Source organism: Pseudomonas parafulva, assembly GCF_000800255.1.
GTDB lineage: Bacteria > Pseudomonadota > Gammaproteobacteria > Pseudomonadales > Pseudomonadaceae > Aquipseudomonas > Aquipseudomonas boreofloridensis.
Genome location: NZ_CP009747.1, coordinates 3,015,346 through 3,032,255 on the forward strand (window position 1 = coordinate 3,015,346; position 16,910 = coordinate 3,032,255).

Consider the following 16,910-nt stretch of genomic DNA (forward strand, 5'->3'; position numbering starts at 1 on the left):
GGCAATCAAAACCCTAATTCCTGCAACACCTGCCCTTCATCCGCCACCGCCGGTCGCTGGTAAAAGCGCAGCAACGCCCCGGCCCGGTTGGTGAAAATGCCATCCACCCCGGCGTCCATCGCCTTGGCGAAGTCTTCGCGGTCGTCCAGGGTGTAGGCATGCACCAGCAGGCCACGCGCGTGGCTGGCCTGGTTCATCCACGGCTGGATCAGGTCGGTGTAACTCTGCTCGCCCAGGCGGCTACGCTGCGCGGAGGGACCGGTGCCGATGGCGCCGCCGGCCTTGGCGGCATCCAGCCAGCGCAGCAACTCCTCGCGGTCTTTGGGCGCCTGACGCGCATAGAAACGTGCCTTGTCCTGCTCGCCCGAGTCGGCGAAGTCCTGGCCCGACTTGGGTTCGATGCTGCCCTTGCCTACCCACAGCAGCAGAATCTTCGGCACCTGCGGCATCTCCTGGTGCAGCAGGGCCAGGCTGTCGCGGTCGAAGGTCTGCAAGATCACCCGCCCCGGTCTGTCGAGCCAGCCACGGGCCTGGAGCCGTGCCTTGAGCTGTCGTTCGATGCCGGGAAACTGCTTGGGCACCTTGGTTTCGATGTACAGCCCCGGTTGACGCTCGGGATTGCCCTCGGCGATGTCGATCACTTCATCGAGGGTCAGGATCTGCTGCCCGGCGAAGCTCGCCCTGGCGCGCTGCGGGTAGGCCTGGTTGAACCAACTGCCAGCGTCCAGCGCTTTCAACTCGGCCAGGGTGAAGTCGCTGACCGGACGCCCGGCACGCCCAGGGAAGCGCGAGGCGACGTCGCTGGTGCGCGCCAGCACATCGTCATGCACCACCACCAGCACATTGTCGCGGCTGCGTTGCAGGTCCAGTTCCAGGTAATCGGCGCCCAGCTCGCGCGCCAGCAGATAGGCCGCAGCGGTGGATTCAGGCGCGTCGAAGGACGCGCCACGGTGAGCGATCACCGCTGGATAGGGGATGGACTGGGCCTTGGCCAGGGCCGCACCGTCATCGGCTCGGACATCCATCGTCGACAACAGCAAGCCCAGCAGGGGCGCTACGCGTATACGCATGTTCAGATCCTCTCGGGCCGCGCCCCGCACGCGCGGCGCAGCGGATTCCTTGGCAGGGCAAGCCTCTCACAGCTTCGATGACATGCTAAAGTCCCCGCTCACCGCTGCCCCACGGATGCTCGATGCCCTCTCTCGATTCTCAGCTCGCCCAATGGTCCGATCTCGATGCCCGCCACCCCTGCACCGCCCTGCTGCTGGGCAACGGCGCCAGCCGCGTGTTGTGGAAGCCGTTCGGCTATTTCTCGCTGTACGAGCACGCGCAGAAGGCCGGGCGCAAGAGCGGTCTGGCGATCAGCGACCAGGCGCTGTTCAAGTCGCTGGGCACCGAGCTGTTCGAGCCGGTGCTGAGCATGCTCAATACCACGGTGCGCACCAATGCCGCCCTGGCGATCAACTCCACCGCGCCGCTGAACCGCTACTACTCGATCAAGGAAGCGCTGATCCACGCCCTGCGCGCCGTGCACCCGCCGCATGCGCTGTTGTCCAGCGCCACAATGGCCACGATCAACGCGGCCCTGCGTCAGTACCGCAGCGTCTACACCAGCAACTACGACCTGATCCTGCCGTGGGCGATGGAACAGGCACCGCAGGGTTTTGCCCGGCTGTTCGATGACGAAGGCTTCTTCGATGTGCGCCGCACCGCCAGCCCCGGCACCCGTGTCCTGCACCTGCATGGCGGCCTGCACCTGCTCAAGCTGCCCGACGGCAGCACGCGCCAGCGCAGCGCTATCGGCGCCGAACTGCTCGAAGGCGTTGCCGTGAACATTCCCGGCGAGGTGCCGCTGTTCGTCAATGAAGACCGCAGCGAGCACAAGCTGCGGGCCATCCGCCAGTCGGACTACCTGTCCTGGAGCCTGGCCCAGCTTGCGGACGAACAGGGTGGCCTGTGCCTGTTCGGCCAGCACTTGGACAGCAGCGACGAGCACCTGCTGCTAGCCATTCGCCAGGCCAGGCCGAAACACCTGTGCATCGCCATCCGCCCTTTGAACGACGCCTCGATCCTCAACCAGAAGCAGCATTTCACCGAGCGCCTGGCCGGTGCGGTCGATGGCGCCCTGCACTTCTTCGACGCCAGCAGCCATCCGCTCGGCGCCGCCGAACTGGCCCTGCCCGTGCCCCTGACCCACGCCCGGCGCCTCTGAACGAGGCGCCACGCCTGGCTAGCAAATGTAAATAATTCTCGATAAGATCCGCACCCTTTCTCCAGGCCAGCCCGGAAAGCGTGCATGCAGCGCCTCAAGCCCGATCCCGCCACCGCCGACACCTGCCGCAGTTTCTACGCCGAAATCCTGCATTTCCTGCGCAAGCGCATGGACAACGCCAGCGATGCCGCAGACATGACCCAGGACGTGTTCGCCCAATGGCTCGGCTACCGTGACCGGACCAAGGTCGAACAACCGCGTGCCTTCCTGTTTCGCATGGCACGCAACCTGCTGAGCGATCACTGGCGCCGGCAACAGGTGCGTCAGAGCGTGCTGGAGGAGACGACCATCGACCCCGCCACCAGCGCCAACGACCCCTTCGATCACGCCCAGCGCCGTCAGCGCTTGGAACAATTGCGCCAAGTACTCGCCGAGCTCTCGCCGCGGCGACGAGAAGCCCTTATGCTGCACCGCTTTGAAGGCCTGACCCAGGCGCAGATCGCCGAACGCATGAATATTTCCGTAAGCATGGTCGAAAAGCACATCGCTGCGGCCCTGCTGCACTGCAAGCAACGGCTGGACAGTGAAGATGGCAGGGAGCAGCCGTAATGAGCCTCACCGACGAGACCGATCCACGCCCGCTCGACGCCCAAGCCGCCAGTTGGTTCACGCGTAACCGCAACGCGACAACGCGCGAGCAACGCAAGGCCTTCGCCCAGTGGATTCGCCATCCCGAGCACGCCCGCGCCTACCGTCAGTTCGAGCAACTGTGGGCAGACATGGCCGCGCTCAAGCAGGTCAACCACCCCGTCGCGCGGGTGCAGTACCGATCGCCGCGTTGGCGTCCACTGATCGCCACGGCGGCGGCGCTGCTGTGCGCGCTGCTGGCGGGTAACCTGGGCAGCGGCAGCACGCCGATACGCCAGGCCCTGGTCGCCGGTACCACGATGCGCAGCCTGCACTTGCCCGACGGCAGCCAGTTGTACGTCAATGCCCGCACCCGTGTGCAACTGGATTTCACCGCGCAGCGACGGCTGATCACGCTGGAGCAGGGCCAGTTGTACATTGACGTGGCGCCAGACAAGGAGCGGCCGCTGTTCGTCGATGCCGGCAGCGCGTTGGTGCGCGTGGTCGGCACCGGCTTCGACCTGCGCCGTGGCGCACGCGAGTTGACCCTGAGTGTCGCCCATGGCCAAGTCGCCTTCGAAACCTCCGGCGAGAACCAGGCGCCCATGCTGGTCGAGGCCGGCCAGCGCGTCACCTACGAGCCGTCTCGTGGCAGCCTGCTGCGCCAGAACCTGGGCGAGCAGCGCGTGGCCGACTGGCGGGACGGTCATGTCAGCTTCAGGAACCGCGAACTGGCGAGCCTGATCGATGAACTGAGCCTGTACCGCCAGCAGCCGGTGCTGCTGGCCGATCCGAACCTGGCTCGCTACAAGGTTTCGGGCAATCTCGACGTACACGACCCCGACGCGTTGCTCAACGCGCTGCCTGCCTTGCTACCGGTGAAAACCGTGCGCCTGGGCGATGGCCGTTTGCGCATCGAGCACCGCGCGCATTAATTTGAGAATTTTAATCATTCGCAGGTGAGGATTTTTCCCAATACCGCGTCTCCTTCCCCGCCTGCCGGATGAACGGTGGGCTTTTTTCCGGCCATTTGCCGTTTGGGGGAATTCATGTCGTCTGCGTTGCGTCCGCTGCAAGCCTTGCCCGTCCGTCCTACCCTGCTGGCCTTGTGCCTGAGCCTGAGCCTGGCCGCCCAGGCCGCGCCTGTGCAACTGGACCTGCCAGCGCAACCGCTGGCCCAGTCGCTGAGCCAACTGGCGCAGCAGGCGCAGGTTCAGTTGCTGTTCGATGAAGCGCTGCTCAGCGGTGCGCGTGCGCCGGCCCTGCGCGGCGCCTTCGAGCCACAGGACGCCATCGCCCGCTTGCTGGCCGGCAGCCGCTTCGCCCTGGTGCGCGTGGGCGAGACTTTCGTAGTGCGTCAGCACGAGCCTGTCGCACCTGGCGAAGCCGCACAGGCGGATAACAGCATTCAGCTCGGCGCCCTGAGCATCGTCGGCGACGGACAGCAGATCGGCCCGCAGAACGTCGGGCGTTCGACCCTGGACCAGGAGCAGATCGATCGCTACCAGCCCAGCAACATCCCCAGCGTGATCGCCACCCTGCCCGGCGTGAACATGGGCGGCTCGGCCAAGCCGGGCGGTCAGACCATCAATATCTGGGGCCTGGGCGATGCCGAAGACGTGCCGATGACCGTCGATGGCGCGACCAAGAGCGGCTTCGAGCGCTACCAGCAAGGCACCGTATTCATCGAACCCGAGCTGATCAAGCACATCGAGGTGGAGAAAGGTCCGCACTCGGTCAAGACCGGCAACGGTGGCTTTGGCGGCAGCGTCAACATGACCACCAAGGATGCCGGCGATCTACTTCAGGACGGCCGCAACAGCGGTGCCATGCTCAAGTACGGCTATGCCAGCAACGATCACCAACAGGTGTACAGCTCCGCGCTGTTCGGGCGCAGCGACGACGGCCGTATCGACGGCCTGGCCTACCTGACCAAGCGTGACGGCGGCGACATGAAGCTGGCCAGCAACCTGCCCGATCCCGACGGCGCTTACCCGATCAATCCTACCCGCCTGCCCAACAGCGCGCTGGACCTGGAAGGCGCACTGTTCAAGGGCAACCTGCACTTGAGCGACGAACACAGCCTGGGCTTTTCCTGGTCGCGTTCGCAGAGCGAACGCTGGGCGCCGTTCTCCTCCACGGCCTATCCGACACCGCCGAGCGCCGCCAATATCAGCCGCTACGGCTACGCCGCCGCACTGACCCGCTTCCTGGCCAACCGCACCACCACCGACACCACCTGGTCGAGCACCTACACGTATCAGCCGTTGGATAACCGTTGGGTCGATCTGGAGGTCAAATACTCCGACTCCGACACTCAGCAGACCGACGAGCGACCTGCGACCGCGTTCTTCCAGCCGGCCACCGGCGGGCGCAAGATGGATACCGAGTACCGCGACCGCATGCTTGCGGTCACCAACACCAGCCTGTTCGAGACGGCAGCGCTGGAGCACGCGCTGACGGTTGGCGCGCAGATCCGCCGGCACAACCGCGACACGCAGATGTGGATGCCTGGCAGCCTCTACGAAACTGCACGCTACAACTACGGCCACTATCAGCCCTACTTCATGCCCAGCGGCACGGTGCGCAGCCAGGGCTATTACCTGCAAGACGCCATCACCCTGGGCGATGTCACCCTCACCCCATCGCTGCGCTACGACCAGGTGACCAACGACGGCAAGCCCAACGATGCGCCGCTGTACGACAACCCCGCCGCCGGCCACGACTACAGCGCCAAGACCTACCGCGGCTGGTCGCCGCGCCTGGCACTGTTCTGGAAGGTGACGCCCAATGCCGCACTGTTCGCCGACTACAGCAAGACCTGGCGCGCGCCGGTGCTCGACGAGCAGTACGAGGTGCAGGGCAGCGGCAGCCGGACCGCCACCAGCCGCGACCTCTATCCTGAACGCATCACCGCATTGCGCGTGGGCAGCGTGTTCGACTTCGACAACCTGCTGTCGGCCAACGACAGCGCCCAGGTGCGCACCACCCTGTTTCGCAACCATATCGAGGACGAAATCTTCAAAGCCACCGGCATCGGCTGCCCACAGCAGTTGCTCACGGGCGGCTCCATCGCCAACACCTGCGGCGGCGGCCTGATGTCCAACTACCGCAACATCGGCGATGTGGTGATCAAGGGCTTCGAGATCGAGAGTTTCTACGACTCCACCTACCTGTTCGGCTCGGCGTCGTTTTCCTGGATCACGGGTCGGCACCAGGGCGCCTACACCAACCCCTGGGGACCGGACGTGTGGGCCAAGGACATCCCTGCGCCCAAGTGGATCACCACCCTGGGCGTGAAAATTCCGGCCTGGGACGCACGGGTCGGCTGGACCGCGCAGTTCGTGCGCAAGACCGACCGCCTGCCCAGCGACCGCTACTACAGCGGACCCGGCAGTGTGCTGGGCGACCGCTACTACGACCAGTACGCCAATGACCGCTATCAGATCCACGGTCTGTTCGCCAACTGGAAACCGCAGCAGGCCTACCTCAAGGGCACCGAGGTGAACCTCACGGTGGACAACCTGTTCAACGAGTCGGCCCGGCCTGAGCTGTCAGGGGAGAATGCGCTGATGCAGGGGCGCAATGCCAAGGTCAGCGTGACGCGGTTCTTCTGAGTGACGATACGCTCAGCCGGGGATCAGGCCGTCGGCACGCAGCAGGGTTTCCAGGCAGTGCTCCTGTACGCCGTAGAACGCCTTGAGCTGGGCGATCTTCTCCAGCAGCGTTGCGTTATCGCCGGCCTGGCGGCGCTTGACCGCCAGGATCATCTTGTTCTTGTTGGTGTGCTCCAGGGAGATGAACTCGAACACCTTGGTCTCGTAGCCGCAGGCCTCCAGGTACAGCGCACGCAGGCTATCGGTGAGCATCTCGGCTTGCTGGCCCAGGTGCAGGCCGTACTGCAGCATCGGTTGCAGCAAACCCGGGCTGTGCAACTGCGGGCGGATCTGCTTGTGGCAGCACGGTGAGCACATGATGATCGACGCGCCGCAGCGGATGCCGGTGTGGATGGCGTAGTCAGTGGCGATGTCGCAGGCATGCAGGGCGATCATCACCTCGATGGCCTCGGGCACCACGCTGCGCACGTCGCCGCACTGGAATACCAGGCCCGGATGCTGCAGACGCGCCGCGGCGGCGTTACACAGTTCGACCATGTCCGCACGCAGTTCCACGCCGGTCACCTGCGCTTCGCGGCCCAGGGTGTGGCACAGGTAGTCGTGCATGGCGAAGGTCAGGTAGCCCTTGCCCGACCCGAAGTCGGCCACCCGCAGCGGTTGCGTCTGGGTCAGCGGCGCACTGGCCAGGGCATGGTCGAAGACTTCGATGAACTTGTTGATCTGCTTCCACTTGCGCGACATCGACGGAATCAGGGCGCCTTGCCCGTCGGTCACGCCCAGGTCGCGCAGGAACGGCCGCGACAGCTCCAGGTAACGTTTCTTCTCCCGGTCGTGGCCGCTGCTGGCCTGCTGGCTCGGCGCCTGGGCAGCGTGGCGCTGCAGTAGCGCCTTGCCTTTCTTGCTGAAGCCCAGTTGCACTTCGCCCTCGGCGGTGAACAGGTGAGCATTGCGAAACTGCTCGGGCAGCAGCTCGGCCACCAGCGTCAGCGCCGCGTCCACGGGCAGGTTGCGGGTGATGTCGCGGGTCTGATGGCGATACACCAGCGACAGGCAGGCCTGGCCCTTGAGCTGCACCGGTTTGGCAATGATGCGCTGCAGGCTGCCGTCGGCCCCGACGGGGCGCGCCAGCACCAGTTTGAGCAGGTGCTGGCGGTGCAGGGCGTCGCTCAGCAGGCTGAGAAATTGGTCGCGGGCGTCCGGCGCAGGTGTGGCGGAAGACATGAAAGGAGCAGCCTCGAAAATGCGTGATGGCCGGCATTCTACAGGGTTTACCGGCCGGCGCCCGAGGCTCAGTCCAGGACCACCAGTTGATTGGTCAGTTGATTGCGCCGCCCGATCGAAGGCAGCGTGCGCCCCAGCAGTTCGCCACAAGCATCGATGCACTCGACGAAACCTTGCAGGGTGCTGCCTTGGTTCACCCGCTCGCTCAACCGCGCCACCAGTGCCGCACGGGCGGCATCGTCAAGGTGTCGGGCGGTGCCTTGATCGGTGAGGATGGTGACGAAGCGCTCGGCCTCGCAGACGAAGATCAGCACGCCACTGGTGCCGGCGGTGCGCTGCAGGTGCTGCTCGTGAAACTGCTGCTGGGCGAAAGCGGCGGCGCGGCGGCGGCGCAGCAGGCGCGGTGCCAGGCGGGCGGCCAGCCACGGCGTGCGCAGCAACAGGCAGAAGGCGACGAACAGCAGCACTTGGGTCACCAGCAAGCCGCGCAGGCCCGGCCAGCCAAGCAACCACTGCAGCAGCGCCGGCAGCAATACGGCCAACAGCGCGGCCCACAGCAGGGGCAGGTAAGGATAGTCGTCGGCGCGGCGGGCCAGCACGGCCACCAGTTCGGCATCGGTGCGCTGTTCGGCGCGGGCGATGGCTTCGGCCACCTGGCGGCGTTGATATTCGTCGATGGGGATCATGCCCGGAGGTACTCGCTCGTTCTTATTGTCGTGGTCCCGGCGACGGGACGCCGGCAGTGTATCTCATCGGCACGCGCTTATAGGGCATAATCCGCCGCAGCCGCAGGGCGCAGTACGGCCAGCGCACCACAACAACAGTCGCCGCGAAGCCACAGCGGCGAGCGAATCGATGGATGATGGAATTGATGATCAAATTGCCGTTGCTGGGCCTGGCCATGGGCCTGGTCAGTCACGTGGCCCTGGCCGCCCCCTCCGCCCCGCCCCTGGAAGACAAGGCGGCCTTCATCGACCACCTGATCGGTCAGATGAGCGTCGAAGAAAAAATCGGCCAGTTGCGCCTGATCAGCATCAGTCCGGAAATGCCGCGCGAGAAAATCCGCGAGGAAATCGCCGCCGGGCGCATCGGCGGCACCTTCAATTCGCGCACCGCCCCGGAAAACCGCCCGATGCAGGACGCGGCGCTGCGCAGCCGGCTGAAGATCCCGATGTTCTTCGCCTACGACACCCTTCACGGCGAACGCACGATCTTCCCGATCAGCCTGGGCCTGGCCGCGACCTGGGACATGGACGCGATCGCCAAGGTCGGCCGCACCTCGGCCATCGAAGCGTCGGCCGACGCCCTGGACATGACCTTCGCGCCGATGGTCGACATTGCCCGCGATCCGCGCTGGGGCCGCACCAGCGAAGGCTTCGGTGAAGACACCTACCTGACCTCGAAGATCGGTCAGACCCTGGTCCGCGCCCTGCAGGGCAAGAGCCCGGCCGAGCCGGACAGCATCATGGCCATCGTCAAGCACTTCGCCCTGTATGGCGCCGTGGAAGGCGGGCGCGACTACAACACGGTCGATATGAGCCTGCCGAAAATGTACAACGACTACCTGCCGCCGTACCGCGCCAGCCTCGACGCCGGTGCAGGCGGGGTGATGGTGGCGCTGAACTCGATCAACGGCGTGCCGGCCACTGCCGACACTTGGCTGATGAACGACCTGCTGCGCAAGCAGTGGGGCTTCAAGGGCGTGACCATCAGCGACCATGGCGCGATCCAGGAATTGATCCGCCACGGCGTGGCCCGTGACGGCCGAGAGGCGGCCAAGCTGGCGATCAAGGCCGGCATCGACATGAGCATGAACGACACGCTCTACGGCCAGGAATTGCCGGGTCTGTTGAAGTCCGGCGAAGTCACCCAGGCCGAGCTCGACCAGGCCGTGCGCGAGGTGCTCGGCGCCAAGTACGACATGGGTCTGTTCAAGGATCCCTACGTGCGCATCGGCAAACCCGACACCGACCTCAAGGACTACTACGGCGAAGACCGTCTGCACCGCGAGGCCGCCCGCGACGTGGCTCGACGCAGCCTGGTGCTGCTGGAGAACCGCGATCAGACCCTGCCGCTGAAGAAGGCGGGCACCATCGCCCTGGTCGGCCCGCTGGCCGACGCCCCCATCGACATGATGGGCAGTTGGGCCGCCGACGGCCGGCCCGAACACTCGGTGACCGTGCGCGAAGGCCTGCGCCGTGCCACCGAGGGCAAGGCCAAGCTGGTGTATGCCCGCGGTTCGAACATCAGCGGCGACAAGGCCATCGTCGACTACCTGAACTTCCTCAACTTCGCCGCCCCGGAAATCGTCGACGACCCGCGTCCGGCCGCCGTGCTGATCGACGAAGCGGTCAAAGCCGCGCGTCAGTCCGATGTCGTGGTGGCCGTGGTCGGCGAGTCGCGTGGCATGTCCCACGAGTCCTCCAGCCGCACCACCCTGGAAATCCCGGCCGTGCAGCGCGAGCTGATCAAGGCCCTGAAAGCCACCGGCAAGCCGCTGGTGCTGGTGCTGATGAACGGCCGTCCGCTGTCCATCGCCTGGGAGCGCGAGCAGGCCGACGCCATCCTGGAGACCTGGTTCAGCGGCACCGAGGGCGGCAATGCGATCGCCGATGTGCTGTTCGGCGACTACAACCCGTCGGGCAAGCTGGCGATCACCTTCCCGCGCTCGGTCGGGCAGATCCCGATGTACTACAACCACCTGAGCATCGGTCGCCCCTACACCCCGGGTAAACCCGGCAACTACACCTCGCAGTATTTCGAGGAGCCCAACGGGCCGCTGTATCCGTTCGGCTACGGTTTGAGCTACAGCCAGTTCGAGCTGTCGGACCTGGCCCTGTCCAAGACGGCCCTCAAGCGCGGCGACACCCTGCAGGCGGAGGTGACGGTGAAGAACACCGGCACGTTCGACGGCGAGACCGTGGTGCAGCTCTATGTCCAGGACGTCAGCGCGTCCATGAGCCGCCCAGTCAAGGAGTTGAAGCACTTCCAGAAGGTGCTGCTCAAGGCCGGCGAAGCGCGCACCCTGACCTTCGCCATCAGCGAGGACGACCTGAAGTTCTACAACGGCCAGTTGCAGCATGTCGCCGAGCCGGGACAGTTCAACGTCCAGGTGGGACTGGACTCGCAAGCGGTGCAGCAGCAGAGCTTCGAGCTGCTGTAGCGCGCAGGTACCGCTCCTGCAAGGGATCTGCAGGAGCGGCCTAGGTTCGACACGGCCAACAGCCTCGCCAGGATCCGCCCATGCCCTCACCCCTGCGCGCCCTACGTCTGGGCCTGATCATCCTGCTGATCCTGATCGGCACCGCCCTGAGCGCCAGTTGGGCCATGCAGCACGCCAAGCGCCAGGCGATGCAGGCCGATGCACGACGGGCCAGCGAACAATTGACGCTCTACGCCAATGGCCTGCACACGCTGATCGAACGCTACCGCGCCCTGCCCGCAGTGCTGGCGCTCGACCCGCAGTTGATCGACGCGCTGCGCGGCCCGGTCGGCGAATCCCTGCAGCGCGTGCTCAACCACAAGCTCGAACGCATCAACGGCGCGGCCAATTCCTCCACCCTGGAGCTGCTGGACCATACCGGACTGGCGGTGGCCGCCAGCAACTGGCGCCTGCCGACCACCTACGTCGGCTCCAACTACGGCTTTCGCCCTTACTTCAAGCAGACCCGCGTGCAGGGGCGCGGCAGCTTCTATGCCGTCGGCGTGACCAGTGGCGTGCCCGGCTACTTCCTCTCCAACGCCGTGACCGACGAACAGGGGCGCTTCCTCGGCGCGATGGTGGTCAAGCTCGAATTTCCCGAGCTGGAACGCGAATGGCGGCAAGGCAATGACGACGTGCTGCTGGTCAGCGACGCGCGCGGGATCACCTTCATCGCTAACCAGAATGGCTGGCGCTACCGCGAGCTGCTGCCGTTGAGCGACGACGACCGCGCCGAACTGGCCCAGACCCGCCAGTACGACAAGCAACCGCTGATACCGCTGCAGCATCAGTTGCTCAGCCGCTTCGACGAGCGCAGCACGCTGCGCCGGGTGAAGGGGCCGGAGGGCAGCGCCGACTACCTCTGGGAAAGCCTGCCGCTGACCACCGAGGGCTGGACCCTGCACCTGCTGCGCAAGCCCCAGGTGAGCGAGGACGCCCGCAACGCCGCCTTGCTCGGCGCGGCGGTGTGGTTGAGCCTGGCCTTTGCCGTGCTGTTCGTCAGCCAGCGCCTGCGCATCGCCCGCCTGCGCCAACGCAGCCGCGAGGAGCTGACGCGTCTGGTGGAAGCCCGCACCCGCGAGCTGCGCACCGCCCAGGAAGGTCTGGTGCAGTCGGCCAAACTGGCCGCGCTGGGGCAGATGTCGGCGGCCCTGGCCCATGAAATCAACCAGCCACTGACCACCCAGCGCATGCAACTGGAGACCCTGCGCCTGCTGCTCGACCACGGTCGCATCGAACAGGCGCGCCAGGCACTGGAGCCGCTGGAACACATGCTCACGCGCATGGCCGCGCTCACCGGCCACTTGAAGACCTTCGCCCGCAACAGCCCCGGCGGGCTGCGCGAACGGCTGGACCTGGCCGGAGTGGTCGACCAGGCGCTGGAACTCATGGACACGCGTCTACGCAGCGAGCAGGTCGAGGTGGCGCTGTATCTGGCGCGCCCGGCCTGGGTGCGCGGCGATGCAATCCGTCTGGAGCAGGTGTTGATCAACCTGCTGCGCAACGCCCTCGACGCCATGCTCGACAAGCCTTACAAGCGCCTGGAAATCCGCATCGAAGCCGGCGACGGGCAGTGGCGCCTGAGCGTGCTCGACTCCGGCGGCGGCATCGCCCAGGCCGATCTAGCCAAGGTTTTCGACCCGTTCTTCACCACCAAGCCCGTGGGCGAAGGCCTGGGCTTGGGCCTGGCGATTTCCTATGGCATCGTCCATGAGGCGGGCGGTCAGTTGCAGGTCGACAATCTGCCTGGCGGCGCCCGCTTCACCCTGACCCTGCCCCGCGACCTGGAGCCTGCATGTTGAATTCAGTGATCGTCGTCGACGACGAAGCGAGCATCCGCACGGCGGTCGAGCAGTGGCTGAGCTTGTCCGGCTTCAGCGTGCAACTGTTCGCCCGAGCCGAAGAGTGCCTGGCGCAACTGCCCCCTCACTTTCCCGGGGTGGTCATCAGCGATGTGCGCATGCCGGGCATGGATGGCCTGCAGTTGCTCGAACGCTTGCACGCACTGGACGCCGAACTGCCGGTGATCCTGCTCACCGGCCACGGCGACGTGCCCATGGCGGTGGACGCCATGCGCAACGGCGCCTACGACTTCCTGGAAAAGCCCTTCACACCGCAGCACCTGCTGGGCAGCTTGCGCCGGGCGCTGGAGAAACGCCAATTGGTGCTGGCCAACCGCGCATTGCACCACCAGGCCGATTTGAAGGAACGCCTGCAAGGCACCTTGCTCGGCATGTCGCAAGGCTTGCAGCAGTTGCGCCGCCAGGTGCTGGAGTTGGCCGCGCTGCCGGTCAACGTGCTGATTCGCGGCGACACCGGCAGTGGCAAGGAACGCGTGGCGCGCTGCCTGCATGACTTCGGTCCACGGGCAGAAAAGCCCTTCGTGGCACTGAACTGCGCCGCCATCCCCGAAGCGCTGTTCGAAGCCGAACTGTTCGGCCACGAGAGCGGTGCGTTCACCGGCGCCCAGGGCAAGCGCATCGGCAAGCTGGAATATGCCAATGGCGGCACGCTGTTTCTCGATGAAATCGAAAGCATGCCGCTGGCCCAGCAGGCCAAGCTGCTGCGGGTGATTCAGGAGCACACACTGGAACGCCTGGGTGGCAATCAGAGCATCCGCGTCGACCTGCGGATCATTGCCGCGACCAAACCCGATCTGCTCGAAGAGGCCCGCGCCGGGCGCTTTCGCGAAGACCTGGCCTATCGCCTGAACGTCGCCGAGCTGCGGCTGGCGCCCTTGCGCGAACGGCGCGAGGACATCCCCCTGCTGTTCGAGCACTTCGTGCGCACCGCCGCCGAGCGTCTGGGCCGCAGTGCCCCGCCGCTGTCTGGCGCGATGCTGGCGCAGTTGCTGGCGCGCGAATGGCCGGGCAACGTGCGGGAACTGGCCAATGCCGCCGAACGCCATGCCCTGGGTCTGGACTCGACACCGGTCGAACCTGCGCCGGGCGCGCACTCGCTCAGCGAGCAAATGGAGGCCTTCGAGGCACAGTGCCTGCGCGCGGCGTTGCGTCAGCATGGGGGGGAAATCAAGGCGGTGATGGAAGCATTGCAGCTACCGCGACGCACGCTCAACGAGAAAATGCAGCGTCATGGCCTGACCCGTGAGGATTTTCTCGATCCTCAATGAGCGGATTATTGCCCACGACCGCGCTTAGATAAGCGGAAATCCGCTCATCACGGTCCATGCGTGCCATGTAGAGGTGCAGCGGGAAATCCTGCCAAGGCCTCAGCCACGAGGCTTAGCGCCCTGAAACGGCGCAGCGTGCTCCTATTTGGCACAGCTTCTGCAATCCCTTTTTCAAGCGCGACCCTGCGCGTCTCACAAAAACAACGAAAAAGGTATCCCCTGATGGATAACGCCACCACCCTGCCCACTGGGGCGGCCACTGCGCCCGCTGCCGAAAAGACCACTGCCAGTCGACTGAAATCGATCTTCAGCGGATCGATCGGCAACATGGTCGAATGGTACGACTGGTACGTCTACGCCGCCTTCTCGCTGTACTTCGCCAAGGCCTTCTTCCCGGCTGGCGACACCACCGCACAATTGCTCAATACCGCCGCCATCTTCGCCGTGGGCTTCCTCATGCGTCCGATCGGCGGTTGGCTGATGGGCCTGTACGCCGACCGCAAGGGCCGCAAGGCGGCGCTGATGGCCTCGGTCCTGCTGATGTGCGCCGGCTCGCTGGTCATTGCCTTGACTCCGGGCTATGAAACCATCGGCGTCGCAGCGCCCGTGCTGCTGGTCATCGCGCGCCTGATGCAGGGGTTGTCGGTCGGCGGCGAATACGGCACTTCCGCCACCTACCTCAGCGAGATGGCCAGCAAGGAGCGTCGCGGCTTCTTCTCCAGCTTCCAGTACGTGACCTTGATTTCCGGCCAGCTGATCGCCCTGGCGGTGCTGATCATCCTGCAGAACACCCTGACCACCGAGCAGCTGTACGCCTGGGGCTGGCGCGTACCGTTCGTGATCGGCGCGCTGTGTGCAGTGGTGGCGCTGTACCTGCGCCGCGGCATGGAAGAGACCGCCTCCTTCACCAAGAAGGAGAAATCCAAGGAAAGCCTGATGCGCACCCTGATGCGCCATCCCAAGGAACTGCTGACCGTGGTCGGCCTGACCATGGGCGGCACCCTGGCCTTCTACACCTACACCACCTACATGCAGAAGTACCTGGTCAACACGGTCGGCATGAGCATCAGCGACTCGACCACCATCTCGGCCGCGACGCTGTTCCTGTTCATGTGCCTGCAACCGATCATCGGCGGGTTGTCCGACAAGATCGGTCGACGTCCGATCCTGATCGCCTTCGGCGTGCTCGGTACGCTGTTCACCGTGCCGATCCTCAGCACCCTGCACACCATCCAGAGCTGGTGGGGCGCGTTTTTCCTGATCATGGCGGCACTGATCATCGTCAGCGGCTATACCTCGATCAACGCGGTGGTCAAGGCCGAGCTGTTCCCCACCGAGATTCGCGCCCTGGGCGTGGGCCTGCCGTATGCACTGACCGTGTCGATCTTCGGCGGCACGGCCGAGTACGTGGCGCTGTGGTTCAAGAGCATCGGCATGGAGACCGGCTTCTACTGGTACGTCACCGGCTGCATCGCGTGCTCGCTGCTGGTCTACGCGACCATGAAGGACACCAAGCAGCACTCGCGCATCACCACTGACTGAGTGACAGTGTTCGGGGCCGGGGTCGCATTCGCGATTCCGGCCTGCGTTTCAGACCATTCCCACCCCAGCCAAGGCTTGGCACACTAGGCGCTTCGTTCATCCCAGAGGAAGGGCCGCGGCCCTGTACCGATGTACTACTACGAACCCGCCCTAGGCCACGGCCTGCCCCATGACCCCTTCAACGCCATCGTCGGTCCCCGCCCCATCGGCTGGATCTCCTCCCATGATCGCGACGGCCGCCTGAACCTGGCGCCTTACAGTTTCTTCAATGCCTTCAACTACATCCCACCGATCATCGGCTTCTGCAGCGTCGGTCGCAAAGACAGCCTGAACAACATCGAACAGACCGGCGAGTTCGTCTGGAACCTGGCCACCCGCCCTTTGGCCGAGCAGATGAACCAGAGCTGTGCGGCGGTCGCGGCCGATGTCGATGAGTTCGACCTGAGCGGCCTGACGCCCGCCGCCTCGAAGGTGGTGAGCGTGCCGCGTGTGGGCGAAAGCCCGGTGAACTTCGAGTGCAAGGTCACGCAGATCGTGCAGCTCAAGCGCGCCGATCAGGCGCTGGTGCCCAGTTGGTTGATCCTGGGCGAAGTGGTCGCCGTGCACATCGCCGAGCACCTGCTCAAGGACGGTCTCTATGACACCGCTGCCGCCGAGCCTATCCTGCGTGGCGGCGGCCCGGCGGACTACTTCGAACTGGGCAAGCTGTTCCAGATGCGTCGCCCACAGGCCTGATCACCAGATCAGTTCACCCGCGTCATCGACGCCCTGCAGGCGCTCCAGTTCAGCGCTGGCGGCCGCATCGGTCGCCACTGCCGAGGCCAGTACCTGGCCCTCGAGGATCTTGTGAAAACGCGGTGCACCGCCGCCGTTCAGGGCTTTCACCGCGATTGCCGGGTGATAGCCACCGCCCTCGGCTGGAACCATCGCCGAAACGGCTTCGAAACCTGGGAACTCTCTGCGTGCCATTACTGCCCTCCAGCAGTCGATCGAAGGGCGCGATTCTACTGCAAGCGGAGGACCGATGCGGTCAGTCGAAGGTGTGCAGGTCCATGCTTGCCACCACCCGCTCCTGCACCAGGTCGCCGAACAGCGTGAGTGTGGGCGAGGCGAAGTAGCGACTCATGGCCTGCTGGTCCTGCCAACTGCCGGTGAGCAGCCAGAGGTCGGCATCGGCCTGCGAGCGCTGTACGCTGAAGGCCAGGCAGCCGGGGCTGCGCTGCGAAGGCTCGAGCAGATCGCGCAGGCGCATGCCGAGTTCTGCCGAGCGGCCGCGGCTGGCACGGATGAAAGCCAAGTGGGTGACCGGTTGCTGCAGGGTCATGATCGATCTCCTTGAAAGCCGGCGAGACGGGAAAG

General features: G+C 65.4%; 14 protein-coding genes. 9 read left to right on the plus strand and 5 right to left on the minus strand.

Features of this window, described 5'->3' with window-relative positions; all coding sequences use genetic code 11:
• Positions 1 to 5: 5 nt before the first annotated feature.
• Entirely contained in the window at positions 6 to 1,070 is a 1,065-nt protein-coding gene (locus tag NJ69_RS12980; protein WP_039579628.1) for a glycerophosphodiester phosphodiesterase family protein, read from the minus strand.
• Between the two features lie 122 nt (positions 1,071 to 1,192).
• Here NJ69_RS12980 and NJ69_RS12985 point away from each other — a divergent pair, with 122 nt between their 5' ends.
• The 4 genes from NJ69_RS12985 to NJ69_RS13000 all read left to right on the plus strand — a co-directional run bounded on the left by NJ69_RS12985 (position 1,193) and on the right by NJ69_RS13000 (position 6,456).
• Positions 1,193 to 2,212, plus strand: coding sequence for a DUF4917 family protein (locus NJ69_RS12985; RefSeq protein ID WP_039579631.1), 1,020 nt, complete (start codon positions 1,193 to 1,195; stop codon positions 2,210 to 2,212).
• An 84-nt stretch (positions 2,213 to 2,296) separates the two neighbouring features.
• Positions 2,297 to 2,821, plus strand: a complete 525-nt coding sequence (locus NJ69_RS12990) for an RNA polymerase sigma factor (protein ID WP_029614926.1) — start codon at positions 2,297 to 2,299, stop codon at positions 2,819 to 2,821.
• On the plus strand, positions 2,821 to 3,774 hold the full coding sequence (locus NJ69_RS12995) for a FecR family protein (protein WP_039579633.1): 954 nt from the start codon (positions 2,821 to 2,823) through the stop codon (positions 3,772 to 3,774). Before NJ69_RS12990 ends, NJ69_RS12995 begins: the two co-directional genes overlap by 1 nt.
• 114 nt (positions 3,775 to 3,888) lie before the next feature.
• Entirely contained in the window at positions 3,889 to 6,456 is a 2,568-nt protein-coding gene (locus NJ69_RS13000) for a TonB-dependent receptor (protein WP_039583252.1), read from the plus strand.
• A gap of 12 nt (positions 6,457 to 6,468) precedes the next feature.
• Here the strand turns inward: NJ69_RS13000 and NJ69_RS13005 are convergent, their stop codons facing one another.
• Together NJ69_RS13005 and NJ69_RS13010 are read right to left on the minus strand one after the other, a co-directional pair.
• Entirely contained in the window at positions 6,469 to 7,677 is a 1,209-nt protein-coding gene (locus NJ69_RS13005; protein WP_039579635.1) for a class I SAM-dependent methyltransferase, read from the minus strand.
• A gap of 68 nt (positions 7,678 to 7,745) precedes the next feature.
• The gene (locus tag NJ69_RS13010; protein WP_029615033.1) at positions 7,746 to 8,363 is read right to left on the minus strand and encodes a TPM domain-containing protein; all 618 of its coding nucleotides are present in this window, start codon (positions 8,361 to 8,363) and stop codon (positions 7,746 to 7,748) included.
• Between the two features lie 185 nt (positions 8,364 to 8,548).
• Here NJ69_RS13010 and bglX point away from each other — a divergent pair, with 185 nt between their 5' ends.
• From bglX to NJ69_RS13035, 5 genes are all read left to right on the plus strand, one after another.
• On the plus strand, positions 8,549 to 10,840 hold the full coding sequence (bglX, locus tag NJ69_RS13015) for a beta-glucosidase BglX (protein ID WP_039583253.1): 2,292 nt from the start codon (positions 8,549 to 8,551) through the stop codon (positions 10,838 to 10,840).
• Between the two features lie 80 nt (positions 10,841 to 10,920).
• Entirely contained in the window at positions 10,921 to 12,681 is a 1,761-nt protein-coding gene (locus tag NJ69_RS13020) for a sensor histidine kinase (protein ID WP_039579636.1), read from the plus strand.
• Positions 12,675 to 14,009 (plus strand): sigma-54-dependent transcriptional regulator, encoded by a 1,335-nt coding sequence (locus NJ69_RS13025; protein WP_039579638.1) that lies wholly within the window; start codon positions 12,675 to 12,677, stop codon positions 14,007 to 14,009. The genes NJ69_RS13020 and NJ69_RS13025 overlap by 7 nt, the downstream gene beginning before the upstream one ends.
• A gap of 222 nt (positions 14,010 to 14,231) precedes the next feature.
• Positions 14,232 to 15,551 (plus strand): MFS transporter, encoded by a 1,320-nt coding sequence (locus NJ69_RS13030; protein ID WP_039579642.1) that lies wholly within the window; start codon positions 14,232 to 14,234, stop codon positions 15,549 to 15,551.
• Positions 15,552 to 15,680: 129 nt separating this feature from the next.
• Positions 15,681 to 16,286, plus strand: coding sequence for a flavin reductase family protein (locus NJ69_RS13035; protein WP_029615038.1), 606 nt, complete (start codon positions 15,681 to 15,683; stop codon positions 16,284 to 16,286).
• Here NJ69_RS13035 and NJ69_RS13040 read toward each other — a convergent pair whose 3' ends face one another.
• Together NJ69_RS13040 and NJ69_RS13045 are read right to left on the minus strand one after the other, a co-directional pair.
• Positions 16,287 to 16,520 (minus strand): hypothetical protein, encoded by a 234-nt coding sequence (locus tag NJ69_RS13040; protein WP_039579645.1) that lies wholly within the window; start codon positions 16,518 to 16,520, stop codon positions 16,287 to 16,289. It abuts the gene before it with no gap.
• A 61-nt stretch (positions 16,521 to 16,581) separates the two neighbouring features.
• Positions 16,582 to 16,875, minus strand: a complete 294-nt coding sequence (locus tag NJ69_RS13045; RefSeq protein ID WP_029615039.1) for a putative quinol monooxygenase — start codon at positions 16,873 to 16,875, stop codon at positions 16,582 to 16,584.
• Positions 16,876 to 16,910: the final 35 nt, after the last annotated feature.

Coding starts and splice junctions, on each gene's coding strand:
- NJ69_RS12980 (WP_039579628.1), bottom strand. CDS start 1,070: ATGCGTATACGCGTAGCGCCCCTGCTGGGCTTGCTGTTGTCGACGATG.
- NJ69_RS12985 (WP_039579631.1), top strand. CDS start 1,193: ATGCCCTCTCTCGATTCTCAGCTCGCCCAATGGTCCGATCTCGATGCC.
- NJ69_RS12990 (WP_029614926.1), top strand. CDS start 2,297: ATGCAGCGCCTCAAGCCCGATCCCGCCACCGCCGACACCTGCCGCAGT.
- NJ69_RS12995 (WP_039579633.1), top strand. CDS start 2,821: ATGAGCCTCACCGACGAGACCGATCCACGCCCGCTCGACGCCCAAGCC.
- NJ69_RS13000 (WP_039583252.1), top strand. CDS start 3,889: ATGTCGTCTGCGTTGCGTCCGCTGCAAGCCTTGCCCGTCCGTCCTACC.
- NJ69_RS13005 (WP_039579635.1), bottom strand. CDS start 7,677: ATGTCTTCCGCCACACCTGCGCCGGACGCCCGCGACCAATTTCTCAGC.
- NJ69_RS13010 (WP_029615033.1), bottom strand. CDS start 8,363: ATGATCCCCATCGACGAATATCAACGCCGCCAGGTGGCCGAAGCCATC.
- bglX (WP_039583253.1), top strand. CDS start 8,549: ATGATCAAATTGCCGTTGCTGGGCCTGGCCATGGGCCTGGTCAGTCAC.
- NJ69_RS13020 (WP_039579636.1), top strand. CDS start 10,921: ATGCCCTCACCCCTGCGCGCCCTACGTCTGGGCCTGATCATCCTGCTG.
- NJ69_RS13025 (WP_039579638.1), top strand. CDS start 12,675: ATGTTGAATTCAGTGATCGTCGTCGACGACGAAGCGAGCATCCGCACG.
- NJ69_RS13030 (WP_039579642.1), top strand. CDS start 14,232: ATGGATAACGCCACCACCCTGCCCACTGGGGCGGCCACTGCGCCCGCT.
- NJ69_RS13035 (WP_029615038.1), top strand. CDS start 15,681: ATGTACTACTACGAACCCGCCCTAGGCCACGGCCTGCCCCATGACCCC.
- NJ69_RS13040 (WP_039579645.1), bottom strand. CDS start 16,520: ATGGCACGCAGAGAGTTCCCAGGTTTCGAAGCCGTTTCGGCGATGGTT.
- NJ69_RS13045 (WP_029615039.1), bottom strand. CDS start 16,875: ATGACCCTGCAGCAACCGGTCACCCACTTGGCTTTCATCCGTGCCAGC.